Source organism: Pseudanabaena sp. UWO311 (genome assembly GCF_006937785.1).
Taxonomy (GTDB): Bacteria; Cyanobacteriota; Cyanobacteriia; order Pseudanabaenales; family Pseudanabaenaceae; genus Pseudanabaena.
Window position 1 is genome coordinate 231,833 of record NZ_SJEE01000002.1, and the last position, 15,928, is coordinate 247,760.

Annotated in this window: 20 protein-coding genes; 13 read left to right on the forward strand and 7 right to left on the reverse strand. The window is 41.6% G+C overall.

Features of this window, described 5'->3' with window-relative positions:
• Positions 1-46 precede the first annotated feature (46 nt).
• Positions 47-823: a Uma2 family endonuclease gene (locus PseudUWO311_RS02855; RefSeq protein ID WP_142653571.1), complete on the reverse strand. Its 777-nt coding sequence runs from the start codon at positions 821-823 to the stop codon at positions 47-49.
• A 265-nt stretch (positions 824-1,088) separates the two neighbouring features.
• On the opposite strand from PseudUWO311_RS02855, the gene PseudUWO311_RS02860 reads away from it, so the two are divergent.
• The 4 genes from PseudUWO311_RS02860 (at position 1,089) to PseudUWO311_RS02870 (ending at position 3,577) form a co-directional block, all read left to right on the forward strand.
• On the forward strand, positions 1,089-1,511 hold the full coding sequence (locus PseudUWO311_RS02860; RefSeq protein ID WP_142653572.1) for a hypothetical protein: 423 nt from the start codon (positions 1,089-1,091) through the stop codon (positions 1,509-1,511).
• A gap of 20 nt (positions 1,512-1,531) precedes the next feature.
• Positions 1,532-1,696: a hypothetical protein gene (locus PseudUWO311_RS23880; RefSeq protein ID WP_190303372.1), complete on the forward strand. Its 165-nt coding sequence runs from the start codon at positions 1,532-1,534 to the stop codon at positions 1,694-1,696.
• Positions 1,697-1,899: 203 nt separating this feature from the next.
• On the forward strand, positions 1,900-2,559 hold the full coding sequence (locus tag PseudUWO311_RS02865) for an SDR family oxidoreductase (protein WP_142653573.1): 660 nt from the start codon (positions 1,900-1,902) through the stop codon (positions 2,557-2,559).
• 190 nt (positions 2,560-2,749) lie between these two features.
• Positions 2,750-3,577 (forward strand): SDR family oxidoreductase, encoded by an 828-nt coding sequence (locus PseudUWO311_RS02870; protein ID WP_142653574.1) that lies wholly within the window; start codon positions 2,750-2,752, stop codon positions 3,575-3,577.
• Between the two features lie 82 nt (positions 3,578-3,659).
• Here PseudUWO311_RS02870 and PseudUWO311_RS02875 read toward each other — a convergent pair whose 3' ends face one another.
• Positions 3,660-5,090 (reverse strand): LCP family protein, encoded by a 1,431-nt coding sequence (locus PseudUWO311_RS02875; protein ID WP_223807423.1) that lies wholly within the window; start codon positions 5,088-5,090, stop codon positions 3,660-3,662.
• Between the two features lie 453 nt (positions 5,091-5,543).
• Here PseudUWO311_RS02875 and PseudUWO311_RS02880 point away from each other — a divergent pair, with 453 nt between their 5' ends.
• The 5 genes from PseudUWO311_RS02880 (at position 5,544) to petG (ending at position 9,151) form a co-directional block, all read left to right on the forward strand.
• The gene (locus PseudUWO311_RS02880) at positions 5,544-6,419 is read left to right on the forward strand and encodes a DUF4349 domain-containing protein (protein ID WP_190303373.1); all 876 of its coding nucleotides are present in this window, start codon (positions 5,544-5,546) and stop codon (positions 6,417-6,419) included.
• Between the two features lie 63 nt (positions 6,420-6,482).
• Complete coding sequence (locus PseudUWO311_RS02885; protein ID WP_142653576.1) at positions 6,483-6,932, forward strand: DUF3531 family protein; 450 nt, start codon at positions 6,483-6,485, stop codon at positions 6,930-6,932.
• Between the two features lie 54 nt (positions 6,933-6,986).
• Positions 6,987-7,370, forward strand: a complete 384-nt coding sequence (gene gloA, locus PseudUWO311_RS02890) for a lactoylglutathione lyase (protein WP_142653577.1) — start codon at positions 6,987-6,989, stop codon at positions 7,368-7,370.
• A 90-nt stretch (positions 7,371-7,460) separates the two neighbouring features.
• A complete protein-coding gene (locus PseudUWO311_RS02895; protein WP_142653578.1) occupies positions 7,461-8,891 on the forward strand; it encodes an SGNH/GDSL hydrolase family protein in 1,431 nt (476 codons plus the stop codon).
• 161 nt (positions 8,892-9,052) lie between these two features.
• Positions 9,053-9,151 carry a cytochrome b6-f complex subunit V gene (gene petG, locus PseudUWO311_RS02900; RefSeq protein ID WP_071590170.1) on the forward strand — a complete coding sequence of 33 codons (99 nt, stop codon included), beginning with the start codon at positions 9,053-9,055 and terminating at the stop codon, positions 9,149-9,151.
• A 94-nt stretch (positions 9,152-9,245) separates the two neighbouring features.
• Here the strand turns inward: petG and PseudUWO311_RS02905 are convergent, their stop codons facing one another.
• The gene (locus PseudUWO311_RS02905; RefSeq protein WP_142653579.1) at positions 9,246-9,578 is read right to left on the reverse strand and encodes a hypothetical protein; all 333 of its coding nucleotides are present in this window, start codon (positions 9,576-9,578) and stop codon (positions 9,246-9,248) included.
• A gap of 233 nt (positions 9,579-9,811) precedes the next feature.
• On the opposite strand from PseudUWO311_RS02905, the gene psbO reads away from it, so the two are divergent.
• Positions 9,812-10,651, forward strand: a complete 840-nt coding sequence (gene psbO / locus PseudUWO311_RS02910; RefSeq protein ID WP_142653580.1) for a photosystem II manganese-stabilizing polypeptide — start codon at positions 9,812-9,814, stop codon at positions 10,649-10,651.
• 52 nt (positions 10,652-10,703) lie between these two features.
• On the opposite strand, the gene PseudUWO311_RS02915 is transcribed toward psbO, so the two are convergent.
• Positions 10,704-11,546, reverse strand: coding sequence for an Npun_R2479 family HD domain-containing metalloprotein (locus PseudUWO311_RS02915; protein ID WP_142653581.1), 843 nt, complete (start codon positions 11,544-11,546; stop codon positions 10,704-10,706).
• 644 nt (positions 11,547-12,190) lie between these two features.
• Between PseudUWO311_RS02915 and PseudUWO311_RS23885 the strand changes: the two genes are divergently transcribed.
• The 3 genes from PseudUWO311_RS23885 to cobM all read left to right on the forward strand — a co-directional run bounded on the left by PseudUWO311_RS23885 (position 12,191) and on the right by cobM (position 14,643).
• Positions 12,191-12,718 carry a hypothetical protein gene (locus PseudUWO311_RS23885; protein ID WP_190303374.1) on the forward strand — a complete coding sequence of 176 codons (528 nt, stop codon included), beginning with the start codon at positions 12,191-12,193 and terminating at the stop codon, positions 12,716-12,718.
• 84 nt (positions 12,719-12,802) lie between these two features.
• Entirely contained in the window at positions 12,803-13,840 is a 1,038-nt protein-coding gene (cbiD, locus tag PseudUWO311_RS02930; protein ID WP_142653584.1) for a cobalt-precorrin-5B (C(1))-methyltransferase CbiD, read from the forward strand.
• Positions 13,841-13,884: 44 nt separating this feature from the next.
• A complete protein-coding gene (gene cobM / locus PseudUWO311_RS02935; RefSeq protein ID WP_142653585.1) occupies positions 13,885-14,643 on the forward strand; it encodes a precorrin-4 C(11)-methyltransferase in 759 nt (252 codons plus the stop codon).
• Here cobM and PseudUWO311_RS02940 read toward each other — a convergent pair.
• From PseudUWO311_RS02940 to pyrR, 3 genes are all read right to left on the reverse strand, one after another.
• Positions 14,640-14,999 (reverse strand): type II toxin-antitoxin system PemK/MazF family toxin, encoded by a 360-nt coding sequence (locus tag PseudUWO311_RS02940; RefSeq protein WP_190303375.1) that lies wholly within the window; start codon positions 14,997-14,999, stop codon positions 14,640-14,642. The genes cobM and PseudUWO311_RS02940 overlap by 4 nt on opposite strands.
• The gene (locus PseudUWO311_RS02945; protein WP_142653586.1) at positions 14,974-15,216 is read right to left on the reverse strand and encodes an AbrB/MazE/SpoVT family DNA-binding domain-containing protein; all 243 of its coding nucleotides are present in this window, start codon (positions 15,214-15,216) and stop codon (positions 14,974-14,976) included. The genes PseudUWO311_RS02940 and PseudUWO311_RS02945 overlap by 26 nt, the downstream gene beginning before the upstream one ends.
• Before the next feature lie 63 nt (positions 15,217-15,279).
• Positions 15,280-15,828, reverse strand: coding sequence for a bifunctional pyr operon transcriptional regulator/uracil phosphoribosyltransferase PyrR (gene pyrR / locus PseudUWO311_RS02950; protein ID WP_142653587.1), 549 nt, complete (start codon positions 15,826-15,828; stop codon positions 15,280-15,282).
• Positions 15,829-15,928: the final 100 nt, after the last annotated feature.

A 15,928-nucleotide genomic window follows, 5' to 3' on the forward strand; every position in this document is an offset into this window, starting at 1 on the left:
GTGATGTTTTAGGCGATCGGGAATGTCTTGTTTGAGAGCGATCGTACTACATCTCGTCAGGATTTAGTCCAAGCGACCTAAGCATTTCGGCAAGACGTTGGGCTTTTAGCTCAGCCTGTTGTTGAGCTAAAGTTGCTTGAGTAGCGATCGCCTCAGCCTCACGCCGAGCCTGCTGCTCATAAGAACGTTCCAACTCCGCCTGATACCTAGCATGTTCCGCCTCAGCATGAGACCTTAAAATCTGCTTAGAAATCGGATCGTAAAAACGGAAAGTCTTATCAACAAAAAGATGTAAATCTAAACCCAACGTTTGACTATGCAAAGACAAAGTACCATCAGCTAAAGTTGAAACAGCGATCGGTACATACTTGCCATTTCCCAGCCGCACACCCTGCAAAGAATCAGGCTTCAGAGAAATCCCCGAAGGATCATATTGAAAATATTCTTTCACACCCAAATCCCGATAAATTAATGGATTTTCCGTACGGTCTTTCGTCACGGTTCCCTTAGAAGTTATTTCCAACACAAAATCTGGAACCTTCCCATCTTCTTCCCAAACCGTATAACTTACCCGATCCTCTTTACTCGCTCCAAACACAACAAAGATATCAGGCGCAATTCTCTTTTCTACGCCATCCTCTTCATAACGAATAAATAGATTCCCAGAAACATACACATCTGGTAATTGCTCAAACCACAGTTTCAGAGCCTCAGTCGCATAACTCAAATTACGGCGTTGTTTATCACCTTCGGGCATCGGCTCAAAGTCCTCTAAAGGAGAGTCAAGTGTTTTAATTAGCTTGCGATCGCCAGAAATATTCATAACGGCACTCTAAGTCATATCAAGATTCAGCCTATCATATTTACGATTTCGACTGATAGCAATCGGTATTTTTTCGGGTTAAGTATTTATATGTTAAGGATGGGAGGCGCTTCGTGCCGCCCATCCTTAAATATTTAGAGATTTTTGATAACAGTTGCTACAGCGACCGTGACTTAAAATATGGTTTATTGTTGACGAGTGCTAGAATCAGCGATTAAAAGCTGATAAATCTTTATTTTGTAGGTTTTATGTGAGGGTATTGCCCGTGAATGCTGCTGAACAAGCTAGAAATGTCGAAGTAGCAACAAAAATCGCTACGATTGTCAATTTGTTTAAAGCTATTTACCCTGCTGCAAGATCTGACTTAAAACCTTGGCTGAATAATTCTGATACTCGCAGATTACTTGATCCAGATTCGATTGATATAGGCTTTCATTTCCCAGGGGTAAGCTGGCGGCTTAAGGTTCGCAGTATTCTCTTTCAAATTCGACTATATGAAGATCCCGTTGATGGTGACTTGAGGGCGATCGGCGTTGAGGCAAGTGGACATGATCATAAAGGCGAATGTTGGCGATTTTCCACAGTGGACAATTGGCAATTCTTTGGCGATAAGATGCCGATGGAAGATGGAGTCGCAAATCTACGCGAGTTTAGTCGCCAAACCTTAGAAGTTTTCAATCGCAAATAGAAGTAATACAAAAACATCAAATGGCTGAGCCATTTGATGTTTCTACAACCCTTGATGGGTTTGATCCTCAATTCACAAAAGTGTGGCGGGACTTTGGTGAAATGCTACATCGGAGTAAGCTTTGCTTAGACTGTAAAACCCAAAAGAGTAGTGGCGGCGCTACTCTTTTGGGTTTTATGCTCTAATTTGCTTTTTTATTCAAAACCAATTAGGGATTTTCAGCGCCGCAGGCGCTGAAAATCCCTAATTGGTTTCAGATTACAATGAGTTATAAGAGCGCAGTAATGTAGGAAACCAATTTTTAGCGGCGTGGCTTTGCCACGCCACTAAAAATTGGTTCTTGATTAAATCGCAGAATCATAACTTGGTAATTTTTGAGCACTAACCTATGAAAGCATTTGTAGCAGGAGCCACAGGGCAAACAGGACGACATATTGTCACCGAATTAGTTAAGCGCAATATTTCCGTAAGAGCCTTAGTCCGTGACCTAGAACTCGCTAAAAAAATCCTACCGCCCGAAGTGGAATTGGTTCGAGGAAATGTGCTTTTTGCGGACACATTAGCAGAGGCGATCGCAGATTGTGATGTGCTGGTATGCGCAACAGGTGCAAAGCCGAGCCTAAATGCTATGGAGCCATATTTGGTGGACTATATTGGCACAAAGAACTTAGTGAATGCTGCGAAGGCAAAAAACATCAAACATTTTGCGATCGTCTCTTCTCTTTGTGTATCAAAGCTATTCCATCCTTTAAATCTATTCTGGCTAGTACTTTTCTGGAAAAAACAAGCAGAAAAATATTTGCAAAATAGTGGTTTGACCTATACGATCGTTCGCCCTGGCGGATTGCTAAATCATGAGAAAATAGGTGGACTGGTAATGTCTAGCCCTGACACTTTATTTGAAGGGAGTATTCCTCGGACTAAAGTTGCCCAAGTGACGGTCGAGGCTTTATTTGAAGATGCTGCAAAAAACAAGTTGGTGGAGATTGTGGTTGGAGCAGATAGCCCCGACAGCCCGATCGCTGGATTGTTTGCTAAGGTTGCTTAACCAAAACCAAAATTTATTTAAAATTGCTGCAAGGCAACGCTTTTAATGAATCACCCCGCCGCAAGCGGACGGGGTATCAAATTCTTTTTTACTGGAATATACTCACACCGCAGAGCGGTGGGGTATTTACCCTCTTAGTTGAATAAATTTGATGGTTCTTTTGATCATAAATTTCTACAAATAAACAAATATGCCTAAAACTGTATTCATTACTGGAGCTTCATCAGGAATTGGCAGAGCAACGGCTTTATATTTCCAAAAACAAGGTTGGAATGTCGCCGCCACAATGCGATCGCCTGATCAAGAAATAAGCAGAACCAATAGTCTGGCAAATCTTGATCGCGTAGTTTGCCTAAAACTTGATGTTACCGATCGTCCCACGATCACTGATGCAGTTGCAGAAAGTATTGCTAAATTTGGGGCGATCGATGTGCTGGTAAATAATGCTGGCTATGGCATGTTAGGAGCATTTGAGACTTCTACCCCTGAGCAAATCCAGCGTCAATTTGATACTAATGTATTTGGACTGATGGAAACCACTCGCGCAGTGCTACCTCATTTTCGCGATCGCAAGCAGGGTGTAATTGTGAACGTTGCCTCTATTGGCGGGCGCGTCGCCTTCCCTCTCTATAGCCTTTATCACGCCACGAAATGGGCTGTGGAAGGATTTTCGGAATCCTTGCAACATGAACTTCTTGCTTTCAATATTCGCGTCAAAATTGTAGAGCCAGGTCCAATTAAAACTGACTTTTATGAGCGATCGGCAGACCGCACCAGCAATCCTGATTTTCCAGAATATGATGAATTTAGCGATCGCATTTTGACGAAACTCAATAAGATTGGCACAACGGGAGCATTACCTGAAGTTGTAGCCAAAACTATCTATACCGCTAGCACTGATAAATCATGGAAATTGCGTTATCCCGCCGATCCACTTGCTAAGCAATTATTATTTATGCGTAAGCTTTTACCTGATTTTCTCTTCACCAAAATTGTCCGCCAAAGCACAGGTGTCTAGATTCAAAATAGAGAAGGCTTAGCCTTCTCTATTTTTTACAGCAGTTAAAAAAAAGTGGCGCTTTGCACCACCTTTTTTTTAGCTATTGTTTTGTTGGTGTAGGTTTAATAGGCTTCAGGGGAATATTATTTGCTTGAAGCCAGTCTTTGCCAACCCGAACCGTGATATCTGACTCAATATCGCCTGTTGACTCGATGACCACTTCACCAAGACCCAGAGCTTCTCGCAACTTCTCGGCACTTTCTCGATCGCCATTTTGAGCAACAATCACCGTTTTCGCAAGAGGCTTTGTCCAGCGATCGCTAGCAGGAAATACTTGAGCATATCCAGCCTTAGACAGAACAGTTGTGGCTTTTTTGGAGCCTTCAGGTTGGGACAGACTATCTTGGATCGCAATTCTTAGATTTTGAGGGGTGCTTTCCTCTAGACTTGCGTCTGCTTTCTTCATGATCCCGAAGCTTTGGCTCATGATTTTGGCAAGTCGTCGATTATCCAAAATCCAGTAGCTCAAGCTATCAAACTCGCCTGGGTTACTAAACCGTCCTGGAGCCATATGCATCTGGATATTTTTGCGATCAATCTTTGACGTATACCCAGCAAGGGCAAGCACTTCTTCGACTGATAGGTTTGTATCAATATTGTCCTTAACAATGGCTAGGATTTCAGGAAACTTAGTGATGGCTTCGGGTTTTAGTTTCTGATCGATAAAAGCACGGAAAAATGCTTGCTGACGTTGTACACGACCAATATCGCCCAGATCATCGTGACGATAGCGCATGTATTGAATTGCTTTACTACCGTTTAATTTTTGCTGCCCCGCATTAAGGTTGATATATAGATGTTGGCTATCATCTTGATATTTCATCTTTTTCGGCACATACACATCAATACCACCAAGGGCATCGACTAATTTACCAAAACCATTGACATTGAATCGGATATAACGATCAATCGGTATATCACCCAGCACTTGACTCACAGTTTGTGCTGATAGGGGTGCACCACCTGCATAGTTGGCAAAATTAATTTTGGTCTTGCCTACACCTTGAATATCGACACGGGTATCACGAGGAATTGATAAAACTGCAACTTTTTGAATCGCAGGATCAAAACGGATCAGCAACATTGCGTCACTCATCCCATTGAGGTTGTCGTCAACCTCAGCCAAGTATTTACCTTTGGGCTTGGACTGGGCATCAGGTAAGTCAGAGGTAAGAATGATCGTTCCGAGAACCAAGATATTGACAGGACGAGTCAGCGTCGGTACACCCGCGATCGCTGAAGTCATGCCATCGGAATTACGATTAAATACTGCTGCCTCATCAGCCGATAGCTGACGCTGCTGAAAAGGTCTACTACTCAATACAAAAGCCAAGCCTGCACCTAATCCTCCCGACAACAGCGCCACAAATAGAACTACAAAAAGAGTCCATTTATGCTTTGAAGCCGTTTTGGTCTTTGGCGACTTGTTAGTCAAACTTGAGTTACCTAAATTGATTGGATTTGTTGCCACAGGTAGGGAATACTCCTCACGACTGAACGGTTTCTTCAGCGATCACCCACCCATGAGCAAAGATGGGGCTCAACACACTTTTTTAATTACCTCAAGAACTTTAGATAGCACTCTTGAGGCTTTTAGACTAATTAGCATTTTACTTTAGCACTGTATCGTAACTTATCGTTACAAAGTGTTAAACATCCTATTAGGCTAGCAAAAAGTCTAGCTATGCAAATTATTTGGATGGATGATACTACATATTTACAGATATAGAGAATTTCGCAAATTGGCAATTCTCTATATCTGTAAATATGTATTGCCCTACGCTCAAGTGCAAGCTAAACAACCCAAAAACACGAGGGGCGGCGCTTAGCGCCGCCCCTCGTGTTTTTTTGGTTTTAATTCAGATGGTGCAACATATAAAATCAAGTTAACGTCAACTTGGCAAACCCTGTAGTGAGAAAGAATTTGAAAAGTCAAACCTCTCGATCTCTAAAAGCTGTGAGTATGCTTGCTGTGATTGCTCTTGCCAGTTGTGCTTCTTCGTTAAAAGCCCCCTCCTCCGCTCCTAACCTTGTATCTAAGCCCGAACAAGCCTCAACTACAAACGCCCCCGCAAAGGAAGTTGTCCCCCGTCCGCTGCTAATTAAATCTGCTGAAATTTCTCTACAAGTCAAGTCCATCGAAGAGGTTACTAAAGCCATCTCAGCACTTATCAAACAACAACAGGGAGATATTTTAGAATTACAGGACTTTCGTTCAGGAAATTCTGACATGGAACAGTCAGTTTTCCTGAGACTCAGAGTTCCTCAAGAACGTCTTGATTTGATGATTGATGCGATCGCTCAGCTAGGAATTGTCAAAGGGCGAGCAATTAAAGCTGAAGATGTCTCTACTCAATTGGTGGATTTGCAAGCTCGCCTCAAAAATTTGCGACAAACTGAAGTACAGCTACAGGGAATCCTCCAGCAGACTGGCTCTGTGGGTGATGTCCTAAAAGTTACGCAAGAACTCAGTCGTGTCAGGGAAGAGATTGAGCAAATTGATGCTCAGTTCACCAATCTAAAAAATCAAGTTGCTTATTCAACGATACAGGTAAGACTTTTGTCCGCGATATCGACCATTGCACCTCAATCTGATCTCGGCACACAATTACAAAATACTTGGAATAGCGCCGCCAATTCTTTTACAGTTGTCAGCATCGGACTATTAAAACTAGCAATCTGGCTATTAGTCTATTGTCCCTATTGGCTAATCCCTCTAGCAATTTACTTATTTTTACGACACCGACATCGCCAACTAGCGCAAGCCTCAAAGCCTGACTCTAATGTGAGTTCAGATTAAGCTACTGCTAAACTAGTATTGACATATTTTTATCGAGATTTTTGAAAGATCTGCAAGTTGATTATGGAAGTTAGATTTCGAGAATGCGATTGGTTCGACTTATGGATCTGGATAAAATTCAATGAAATCCCCTCCCAGCAAGAAAAACAACTGTTAGACGAGGTATTTAATTCTTGGTTTTTGCTTGGTAAATTAGGTGGTTTCAATGCCTGCAATATGCAGGTTTTAGAATCTGGTGTGGATGTCAGCTATTTTGACTATGACAATCAAGCCGCCGATGATGAGATGATGTCGGTCATGCACAACATGACTGATCTCGAATACGAAAACGAATGGGGGCGCTGTTGGGTTGACTTGGGAACGACCGATGCGATCGCGATCGATACTTTGGTAAATGCGTTGCGCCAATTTGATAAGGAATATGTCGCGATCGAAGAAGTAATTATCGGTGGACAAAACTCTGACTGGTTAGTTGAGCATAAGAGTCTAGATGATGAAGATTATGATCGTTAAACTATTAGAGACATGCTGGGCATGTCTCTAATAAAAATTTAGAGGAAAACCAAAATGCGCGTTTTGCACACCATGATTCGAGTTGGCGATCTAGAGCGATCGCTTGATTTTTATAGTAATGTCCTAGGTATGAAAATATTGCGTCGTAAGGATTATCCTGATGGGCGCTTTACCCTCGCCTTCGTTGGTTACGGCGATGAATCGAGCAATGCCGTCATTGAGCTAACCCATAATTGGGATACCAGTACCTACGACATTGGCACTGGCTATGGTCATATTGCGTTAGGTATGGAAAATATTTATACCGCCTGTGACGCTATTCGAGAAAAAGGCGGCAAAATTACCCGTGAGCCAGGACCGATGAAGCATGGCACAACTGAAATTGCCTTTGTCGAAGATCCAGATGGCTATAAAATCGAGTTGATTCAACTCAAATAACTTGAATTGCGGCGAAGCCGCAATTCAAGTTTCTGAAGATTGAGATAAAAATTGTTATAAGCTGTAAAGCTGCACACCAGTAGCCTAGTCATGCGTAGACCCCGATATACAACTTCTTGGCAATCCAAGCGCAAATCTTGGTTGCGAAATACTCTACTTTTGATCCTAATTGGTCTGCCATTAATATTGATTTTGGCGGAACTAATCGCACGAGGAGCAGTTTTAGCAACAGGTAGTAACAACCAGCTCGCCCCCAACAAAACTGTAGCGATCGCTCAGTCCTACGCCTTTAAATTGCAGGACTCTAATGGTAATAACTATCCTGGACTACCAGATGCTGGGCAGCTCCAAGTAAAACGCAGTCCACTACTGGGTTATGAATTGCTTCCCAGTCAAAGTAGTGAATATTGGCAAATCAACGATCAGGGCTTTCGCCAAGATTCATCCGTCCCCGTTGTCAAGCCTCCTAACGAGATCCGAGTCTTTTTGGTTGGTGGCTCCACCGCTTTTACAAATATGGCGGAAAAGAATCAAAATGCTCTAGCTTTTAAGGTTGAGAAATTGCTGAACGAGCGCGTCCGTGCTCAGAATAGCAGTCCCGAAAAGTTTAAGCCCAAAGAAATCCCCTACTTTGCCGACCAAATTGAAGCGATGCGAGCATTACCTCCGCGTATTCGTGATGGCAGCTATAGAGTAATTGCGGCTGCGGCTCCTGGCTATAGCTCTGGCAATGAACTAGCTCTATTAGCGCATAAGGTAATGACATATAGCCCCAATGCACTGTTGATTCTCGATGGCTATGAAGATTTGCGATCGCCTAGCAATCAGACTGCTCGCGAAATTGGGAATGTTGAGCAAATGCTACGTGATCCACTAGCCCAATATCGACAACATCTAACCCAGCAATTTAATAATTGGTTAAATTCGCTCTATCTAGTCAAAGCATGGCAAAAATGGGTAATACCAGCAGATATCAGTACATTTAGCTCTGAATATCAAGTTTTTAATGCTGAACAACTTAGCAAAGATCCTAAGGAAACTCAAAAAAGAGTTGACCGATATCTCTACAATACTCAGCAAATGATGAGATTGACTAATAATATTCCTGCTTTGATCCTGCTTCAGCCAGAAATAACAGGCAAGCAAAAATCCTTAACCAAAGAAGAAGAAGGTATTCTAAAATCTTTGGGCAAGGAATATAGCGATCGCGCTACTAATGCTTACATGCTCACTGAACAAGCTCTGAGCAATAGCCCGATCAAGGCCAAATTTGTCAGTTTTTATCAGCTGTTTCAAAATACTAACCAGCAAGCCTTCATCGATCCCATCCATCTGACTGAAGCTGCCAATGATGTATTAGCTCAGAAACTATATGAAAGTACCGAACAGCTCTTTTTGGTGCAGCCTGCTCCAAATGCCCTAAGTGGTGATGTGGATGCAAAAACAAGCACACCGCCTCAGCCCGTGGTCACACCAGAACCTAATCAGTCGAGTGTCCTGCGTTCACTGATTATTCCTTAGAACTAGGCGAGTTTTATTAGTAATACAAAAAATGGCATAGCCATTTTTTTGTATAAGGAAAGACTATTAACAGCTACAAAATCGTAAAAATGCAAAAACTGATTTTCATAATGAGAATAGCTAAAGTAAACTATATAAGTCAGTGAGTTTAATAAATATTTATGGTAGAACCAATTCTGTCGGGCATTTGCCTCGGTCTTATTTTCATTACCCTTGGCGGACTGTTTTTTGCTGCTTATCAGCAATATCGTCGCGTCTAGTAACAACATAAAAATCAGAAAGCAGAAGAGGTGTAAAATGCCTCTTCTGCTTTTTGGTACAAACTTAAATAATGCTCCTTGCTAGATCCCCAATTTATTCTTCTAATGCTTCGGGTTGTTCTAAATAGCGGCAAATTTCATTGATTTTCATGCGATAAATATGTGGCCAACCACCATTTGTTTCAATATCGCGTAAAAGATTAAACAACTCATGGCGACTTGTAGGTAAAGCTGGTTGGAACAAATCATCGCGAATGCGCTTATGGATTACTTCTAAAACTCGTAAAATCTGCAAAAGACTAGCCACATCGTTTTGCTGATCTTGAGCAATTTGCCATAGGCGATCGCTGATCGCATCAACCTCCGATAAATTTGCAGTTTGCCTCGGTTGTGATTGGTTCTGTGATTGGATTTCAGTTTGTGCCAAGCTAAGTACCCTCGTGCGCGATAATATGGTGATTGGAATTTTATAAATTAAGTCTTTAGTTAGCTAACCCCTATGGCTAGTCTAAAGCAACACCAACTCCTTAACGATCTCAATTTAAAATCCCAAACTAGATCGTATTTTTAACAGAGTTATCATAGGCTGTGCTTTGCTCAATCCGTCCTAACTCTAAAATACTAACCGTTAAATCCCATTAAATTAAAAAGAGGTTATTTATGAAATTTCGTAGTTTTACGAAAGCAATTTTTACATTGTGTATCAGTTTATGTCTGTTAGTAGTAAGCGGTCTATTTGCTACTAATGCGATCGCAGGTACTCAAGGCTTGACCTATGACCAAATTTTAAATACTGGTTTAGCAAATAAATGTCCTGACATTCTGGGTTCTTCTCGCGGCGGCCGCAACTTTATTCCCATTGGTGCAGGTCAGTCTGTCGAAATAACAGAGCTTTGCCTAGAGCCAACTTCATTTTTTGTTAAAGAAGAATCTAGCAATAAGCGTAAAAAATCTGAGTTTGTTGCTAGCAAGCTGATGACTCGCTCAACTTCTAGCCTCGACTTCGTGAAAGCAACTGTTACTGGAAATAGCGATGGTAGCCTTTCCCTAGTAGAAACTGATGGTTTAGACTATCAACCCATCACTGTCAAAATGCCTGGTGGTGAACTGGTAGCAATTTTGTTTACCATCAAAGGTTTCAATGCCAAAACTGCTCCTGGTGTAAATGGCATCACCACATCGGTTGACTTTGTTGGTCCTACCGATGTTCCTACCTATCGTGGCTCAGGCTTTATCGATCCTAAGGGTCGTGGTCTAGCGATCGGTTATGACTCTGCTGAAGCATTACCTGCTAAGCGTAATTCTTTTGATAACAGAAGCGTAAAGGATGACTCGACCTCCAAAGGTACTATGTCATTGCAAATCGCTAAGCTCAATGCTGATACTGGCGAAATTGCTGGTACTTTTGAGACTGAGCAAACCTCTGACAACGATCTTGGAGGTGTTGAACCCAAGGAAGTCATCATTCGCGGCATTTTTTACGGCAAAGTTAACTCTTAAATTTGTCCACAAAAAAAGAGAGTTCCCTTTGGGAACTCTCTTTTTTTGTGGATTATGGTTGATATTCTGGCTTCTCATGTTCGACTACAAAAACATTGGAATAAAGGTGCGCTACAATCTCTTGACCTTGCTGTGTCAGAGACAAATAGTACAGAGCATCTTTAACAAATGGATATACGCTTGTCCAATAGAATTTAGGATAGTTTCGGCGTAAGTCCCCTGGGTGAGCGTAGCCAAGCGCCATATTTACACCAGTTTCTTCAAACTCATAAAATAAAGCCCCAATTTTTTTGAGATAACGGGGATCGCTGAGCTGTCCGATCAAATCTGCCGATCGCACCAAGCCTGCAAAATGCGTAGTATCCTGATGGTCGCCAGTTTTTGGTACAGGAAATCTTGTTAATTCAATATTTCGGCAAATTTTCTCAGACTTAATCAAAGAATGATTAGCAAAGCGCTGATTTACAAATAGTTTAGCGCGATCGACATGGTATGGCGTTAGTCCCGCATCTGACGCTCCAGCAGGTAACTCCACCATTGCCTCACCAATACCAGTTGCAAATTTACCACCTCCATCTTGGAGGCAAACCCCTTTAACATAGCCAATGTCATGGCAAACAAGAGAAATAATGTAATGCAACCAATCTTCAGGTGAGACTCGTCCTTCACGGATATGCTTACCTCGCAAAATTTCTTGACCAACTAGCGTCACTAAGATCGTATGTTCGACATTGTGATAAAGAGCATCACTATTGGCAATATTTTCCAACGCCATGTTGCCAGCCCAGCCGATAATATCTTCGTAATCATGTAGATAGCCGCCATAGGTACGGCGATATCCTAGCTTTAGTTGTTCAACAAAGTTACCGATCAGCAGTTCAGTTGCATTAAACATAAATCTTCGCGTACCTAAGTAAAGCCAAAATGTAATCTAAATAATAAGCCTAACTCTTATTGTTGGTGCGATTGTCAATAAAATTCCTGAAAATCAGAAATTAATCGTAAGATGCCTCTTTTACTTTCTAATAACAATCCTTAAAATTTTAGGTAGCTAGGCTCAATTAAATATAAACCCTAAAATCTTCACTGCCCACTGTGCGGGCGATGAAGATTTTATAGCTAATGTCACTTGTCTTAGGACAAATCAAAATCCAAGAATTGGTTGGCGGCGCGGAGCGCCGCCAACCAATTCTTGGATTTTATGTCCTAGTACATTTGGCGACAGCTATACCTGCGACGTAGGCTTGCTTTCAAAAAGTCCAAAATTGGTTTGATAATGAGAATTGATGCTAAAAGCTCAAGTATGCTAGAGAATACTTCCAAGCAACCCGTCGAAATGGGGTTGAACTTTTTTAGTCTGCTCTTAAGTGCATAACTACAGCGTAAATCCTAACCTAGCAAGGTTTTAGAATTCTCAAAATGGCAACGCCATTTTGAGAATTGGTATAACTTTTAAGTTGCAGCAAAAAGTACTATATAGGCAATATAGTTAGGGTAGTATTATTTAGACTGATAAATCTTATTCCTAAAATATCAAATATGCTTAAACGCTTCGCTGGTAGTTTGTTATTGCCTGTATCCATTGCATTGGCATTAGCTTCATGTCAGCAGCCTAGTGCTACACCAACAGCTCCTTCGCCGTCAGTGGCTGCTTCATCTTCTCCTAAAGCAGATGCTTCTCCTAAAGCAGATGCTTCTCCTAAAGCAGATGCTTCTCCTAAAGCAGATGCTTCTCCTAAAGCAGATGCTTCTCCTAAAGCAGATGCTCCTTCTGAAGGTAAGACTAAAGATATTGATGCCCTTATCAAAGATCAAGCTGAATACAAGGAAATGTATGAAGCAACTGGTGGTATCAAGTACATTGGTTTAGTCGAGGCGGAAACATGTAAAGCACTTGACTCAGGTGTTCCCATGAAAACCCTAACCGATGCACTCGAGAAAGAATTTGACAAGCAAGGTAGTTCTATCCCTGCGGACAAACTCACGAAATTGAAAGAGTATACAGGTTTTGTACTTGGTGCTAGCGTGGCGATCTCTTGCCCTCAACACAAAGACAAGATTAAATAAATCCTAATCGTTTCAGTAAAGCTATAACAGAGAGAGACAGCGCAAAGCGCTGTCTCTCTCTGTTTAATCGAGATAATTACGTATATGAAATCTGGGTATACTCTTCCTGTATTTGCGATCGCTGCTGCCAAAGCCGCAATTTTTGCCATCAAAAGAAAGAACTCAACTTCAGTAGAACTTGATCTACTAGAATCTGGTTCAGGGACAGTGGAAATTGCTCAAAGTGCAATTATTGACGACAATACAGCGATCGCGATCGCCATTAGTAACCCAGGGGACAATCTCGATCTGACCGCAGGAACTCCTGTCTGGGCTTGGGTAAAATTAGAATCTTCAACGGGTGGAGAACGGATGATTTTGGAAGCTGGAGAAGGTTTGGGAAGAACTTCTAGTGGAGAACCAGCTATCTATCAATTAGCGCGAAATTTAGCAGAAGTTAATCTCTTGCAACTCCTGCCCGAGCATCTCTCCGCAAGAATTAGATTTATTTTGCCTGAAGGAAGAGCATTGGCTAAACGTACTTCCAATGCTGCTTTTGGTATTCTTGAGGGACTATCTTTATTAGGAACTTCTGCAATATCCAAACCTCTCTCCGTAGAAGATAAACTCGAAGAGTTTCGCGCAGATTTACGCACTAAAGCATCTAATTCCCATCAAATAGCATTTTATATCGGGGCAAATGGCTACCAAGTCGCTCAAAATCTTGGGTTTCAAACTTCGCAATTAGTCCAGACAGCCAATTGGGTAGGTGCAATGTTAGTAGAAGCTGCGCTTTTAGGTGTAACTTCGATTACTCTTGTTGGCTATCATGGAAAGTTATTAAAACTAGCAGGTGGAATTTTCAATACCTCTAGTCACTTGGCTGATGCCAGAATAGATATTTTAGTTAGAGCGGCTGTACATGAGAATTTACCGATCGCATTAATTCAAGAAATAGAGCGTTCGCTTACAGCCGAAACAGTGCATAAATTATTAGTTGAGCATGACTGCGATCGCGTGATTTTTCAGTACCTCACTGATCAAATTACGCGGCGAGCTACAGCTTATGTACAGAAGTACACAGATCTTAAAATTGAGATCAAAACAATTTTGTGCGATCGCTTAGGGCAGTTAGTTGTCTAATATAAAGACAGCGCGTTGCGCTGTCTTTATATTAGAGTTTTTTAATGCAACCAGTTTATATCGTCGGTGCGGGGCCTGGTGACCCTGACTTAATTACAGTTAAGGGGCGTAACCTCTTAATCAAAGCCGATGTGATCGTTTATGCGAATTCTCTCATCCCCGACTCAATGCTGCAATTTTGTCGTTCTGATGCCGAAATAATTCCTACTGCGAGCAAATCCCTAGAGGAGATCTTAGAGATTATTGTTGATAGAGCGCGATCTCAAAAACTCGTAGTCCGTTTACATGATGGTGATCCTAGTTTATATGGTGCAATTCAAGAACAAATAGTGTCTCTAGTTGAAGCCGAAATCCCTTTTGAAATCATTCCTGGGGTTAGCGCATTTCAACTAGCAGCAGCAAGATTACAAATAGAACTAACTGTTCCCGAACTAGTCCAAACGATAATTCTCACGCGCATCAGTGGGCGCACTCAGGTTCCTGAACGCGAAGAATTATCGAGTCTGTCTGCCCATCAAGCTTCATTATGTCTATATCTAAGTGCTCATCATGTCGAGAATGTCCAAGCTAAGTTAATTGAACATTATCCATCTGATACCACCGTCGCTATTTGTTATCGATTAGGTTGGGAAGATGAAAAGATTTTGACGGTTCCCCTTTCAGAAATGGCATCCACCACAATCAAAGAAAACTTAACCAGAACTACGCTTTTTGTGATTAGTCCTGCTTTAAATAATTTAAGAAGTAGTACAAAAGAGCGATCGCAGCTATATAGCTCTCACTACCAGCGACTTTTTCGTTAAAGACTAATCTTAAAAAGCTGTGAGATCGATCTCTGAGTTGCTTCACGGTCAGCTTGGCTTAAAGCCCCAATACGTTTTGTTACCAATACATCATCTAAAGTAAATAATTTCATTCTAATTACGGAAGGATGAGTAAGTCCAGCGCTTGGCAAATCAAAAATATTTATATCAAGCGCCCAAGGTGAATGACTTGCAGTTGTAATCATCGCCATAATGCTACGACTCATGGTCGCATTAAAAACTAAGTGGTCAGAAATTACGAGTGCAGGTCTTCGTTTTTGATTAGCAGTATCTGTAAAAGGAAAAGGAACTATGACCACATCAAACTGCTTAAATGTCACGATAGGCTTCCTCATCTTCTGGCGATAACCACTCACTAAGTGTCCCTGACACCGCATTGAGATAATCTAAATCTAATGGCTGTAATCTTTTGATGAAGACTCGACCTTCCTCAATTTCAAATACAACCGCATCTCCCTGAGATATCCCCATAACATCACGAATAGATTGAGGGATTGTTGTTTGAAATTTAGAAGTAACTTTTGAGACTAAAGCCTTTTTGGTTGCTTGCATGGCATCATATAGTATTACGGTAATACCATGTTACCGTAATACCTGATTAAAGCTGTCAAGTTTCTAACTAAGTGGTTTAATTAACTCAACGCCATCGCGACCATCCCCTGCGGCATTCAAAAATACTTTCACCTGCTCATCCTTAGAAGTTGGCAGGGTTCGCCCAACATAATCAGGATGAATTGGAAGCTCACGATGACCGCGATCGATCAGAGCCAATAATCTAACTACTTTGGGGCGACCATAGTCATGAATTGCACTTAAAGCAGCTCCAATTGTTCGACCGCTGTAAATAACATCATCGACTAAGACGATAGTTTTACCATTAAGATCAAAAGGAATCTCGGTTTTGCTGGGTGTTCGCAGCCCAATTTTGTCGAGATCATCTCGATAAAATGTAATATCCAAAGCGCCTGAAGGCACTAAAATTCCTTCCAGAGTCTCAATCTGCTTTGCGATCGCCACACCCAAGGGGACACCACGAGTATAAACACCAAGTAAAACAACATTAGAGAGATCATCACTAGCTTCGACAATTTGCGAAGCCAAACGATTGATCGTCCGACGCAACTCGTCAGCAGATAAAATTTCGACAATCTTAGATTGTGACACCACTTAGTTTCGTTAAATTAGCTAGTAGGTATTGACTTTAAATATAGCGCTTTGCGCTTAACCATATAAAGTAAAAGGGGCGCAATGCGCCCCTTTTACT

Coding starts and splice junctions, on each gene's coding strand:
- PseudUWO311_RS02865 (WP_142653573.1), top strand. CDS start 1,900: ATGAAAGCATTTGTAGCAGGAGCCACAGGGCAAACAGGACGACATATT.
- PseudUWO311_RS23885 (WP_190303374.1), top strand. CDS start 12,191: ATGCTTAAACGCTTCGCTGGTAGTTTGTTATTGCCTGTATCCATTGCA.
- PseudUWO311_RS23880 (WP_190303372.1), top strand. CDS start 1,532: ATGGCTGAGCCATTTGATGTTTCTACAACCCTTGATGGGTTTGATCCT.
- gloA (WP_142653577.1), top strand. CDS start 6,987: ATGCGCGTTTTGCACACCATGATTCGAGTTGGCGATCTAGAGCGATCG.
- PseudUWO311_RS02895 (WP_142653578.1), top strand. CDS start 7,461: ATGCGTAGACCCCGATATACAACTTCTTGGCAATCCAAGCGCAAATCT.
- PseudUWO311_RS02870 (WP_142653574.1), top strand. CDS start 2,750: ATGCCTAAAACTGTATTCATTACTGGAGCTTCATCAGGAATTGGCAGA.
- cobM (WP_142653585.1), top strand. CDS start 13,885: ATGCAACCAGTTTATATCGTCGGTGCGGGGCCTGGTGACCCTGACTTA.
- PseudUWO311_RS02940 (WP_190303375.1), bottom strand. CDS start 14,999: ATGAGGAAGCCTATCGTGACATTTAAGCAGTTTGATGTGGTCATAGTT.
- PseudUWO311_RS02855 (WP_142653571.1), bottom strand. CDS start 823: ATGAATATTTCTGGCGATCGCAAGCTAATTAAAACACTTGACTCTCCT.
- PseudUWO311_RS02945 (WP_142653586.1), bottom strand. CDS start 15,216: ATGCAAGCAACCAAAAAGGCTTTAGTCTCAAAAGTTACTTCTAAATTT.
- PseudUWO311_RS02885 (WP_142653576.1), top strand. CDS start 6,483: ATGGAAGTTAGATTTCGAGAATGCGATTGGTTCGACTTATGGATCTGG.
- psbO (WP_142653580.1), top strand. CDS start 9,812: ATGAAATTTCGTAGTTTTACGAAAGCAATTTTTACATTGTGTATCAGT.
- cbiD (WP_142653584.1), top strand. CDS start 12,803: ATGAAATCTGGGTATACTCTTCCTGTATTTGCGATCGCTGCTGCCAAA.
- petG (WP_071590170.1), top strand. CDS start 9,053: ATGGTAGAACCAATTCTGTCGGGCATTTGCCTCGGTCTTATTTTCATT.
- PseudUWO311_RS02915 (WP_142653581.1), bottom strand. CDS start 11,546: ATGTTTAATGCAACTGAACTGCTGATCGGTAACTTTGTTGAACAACTA.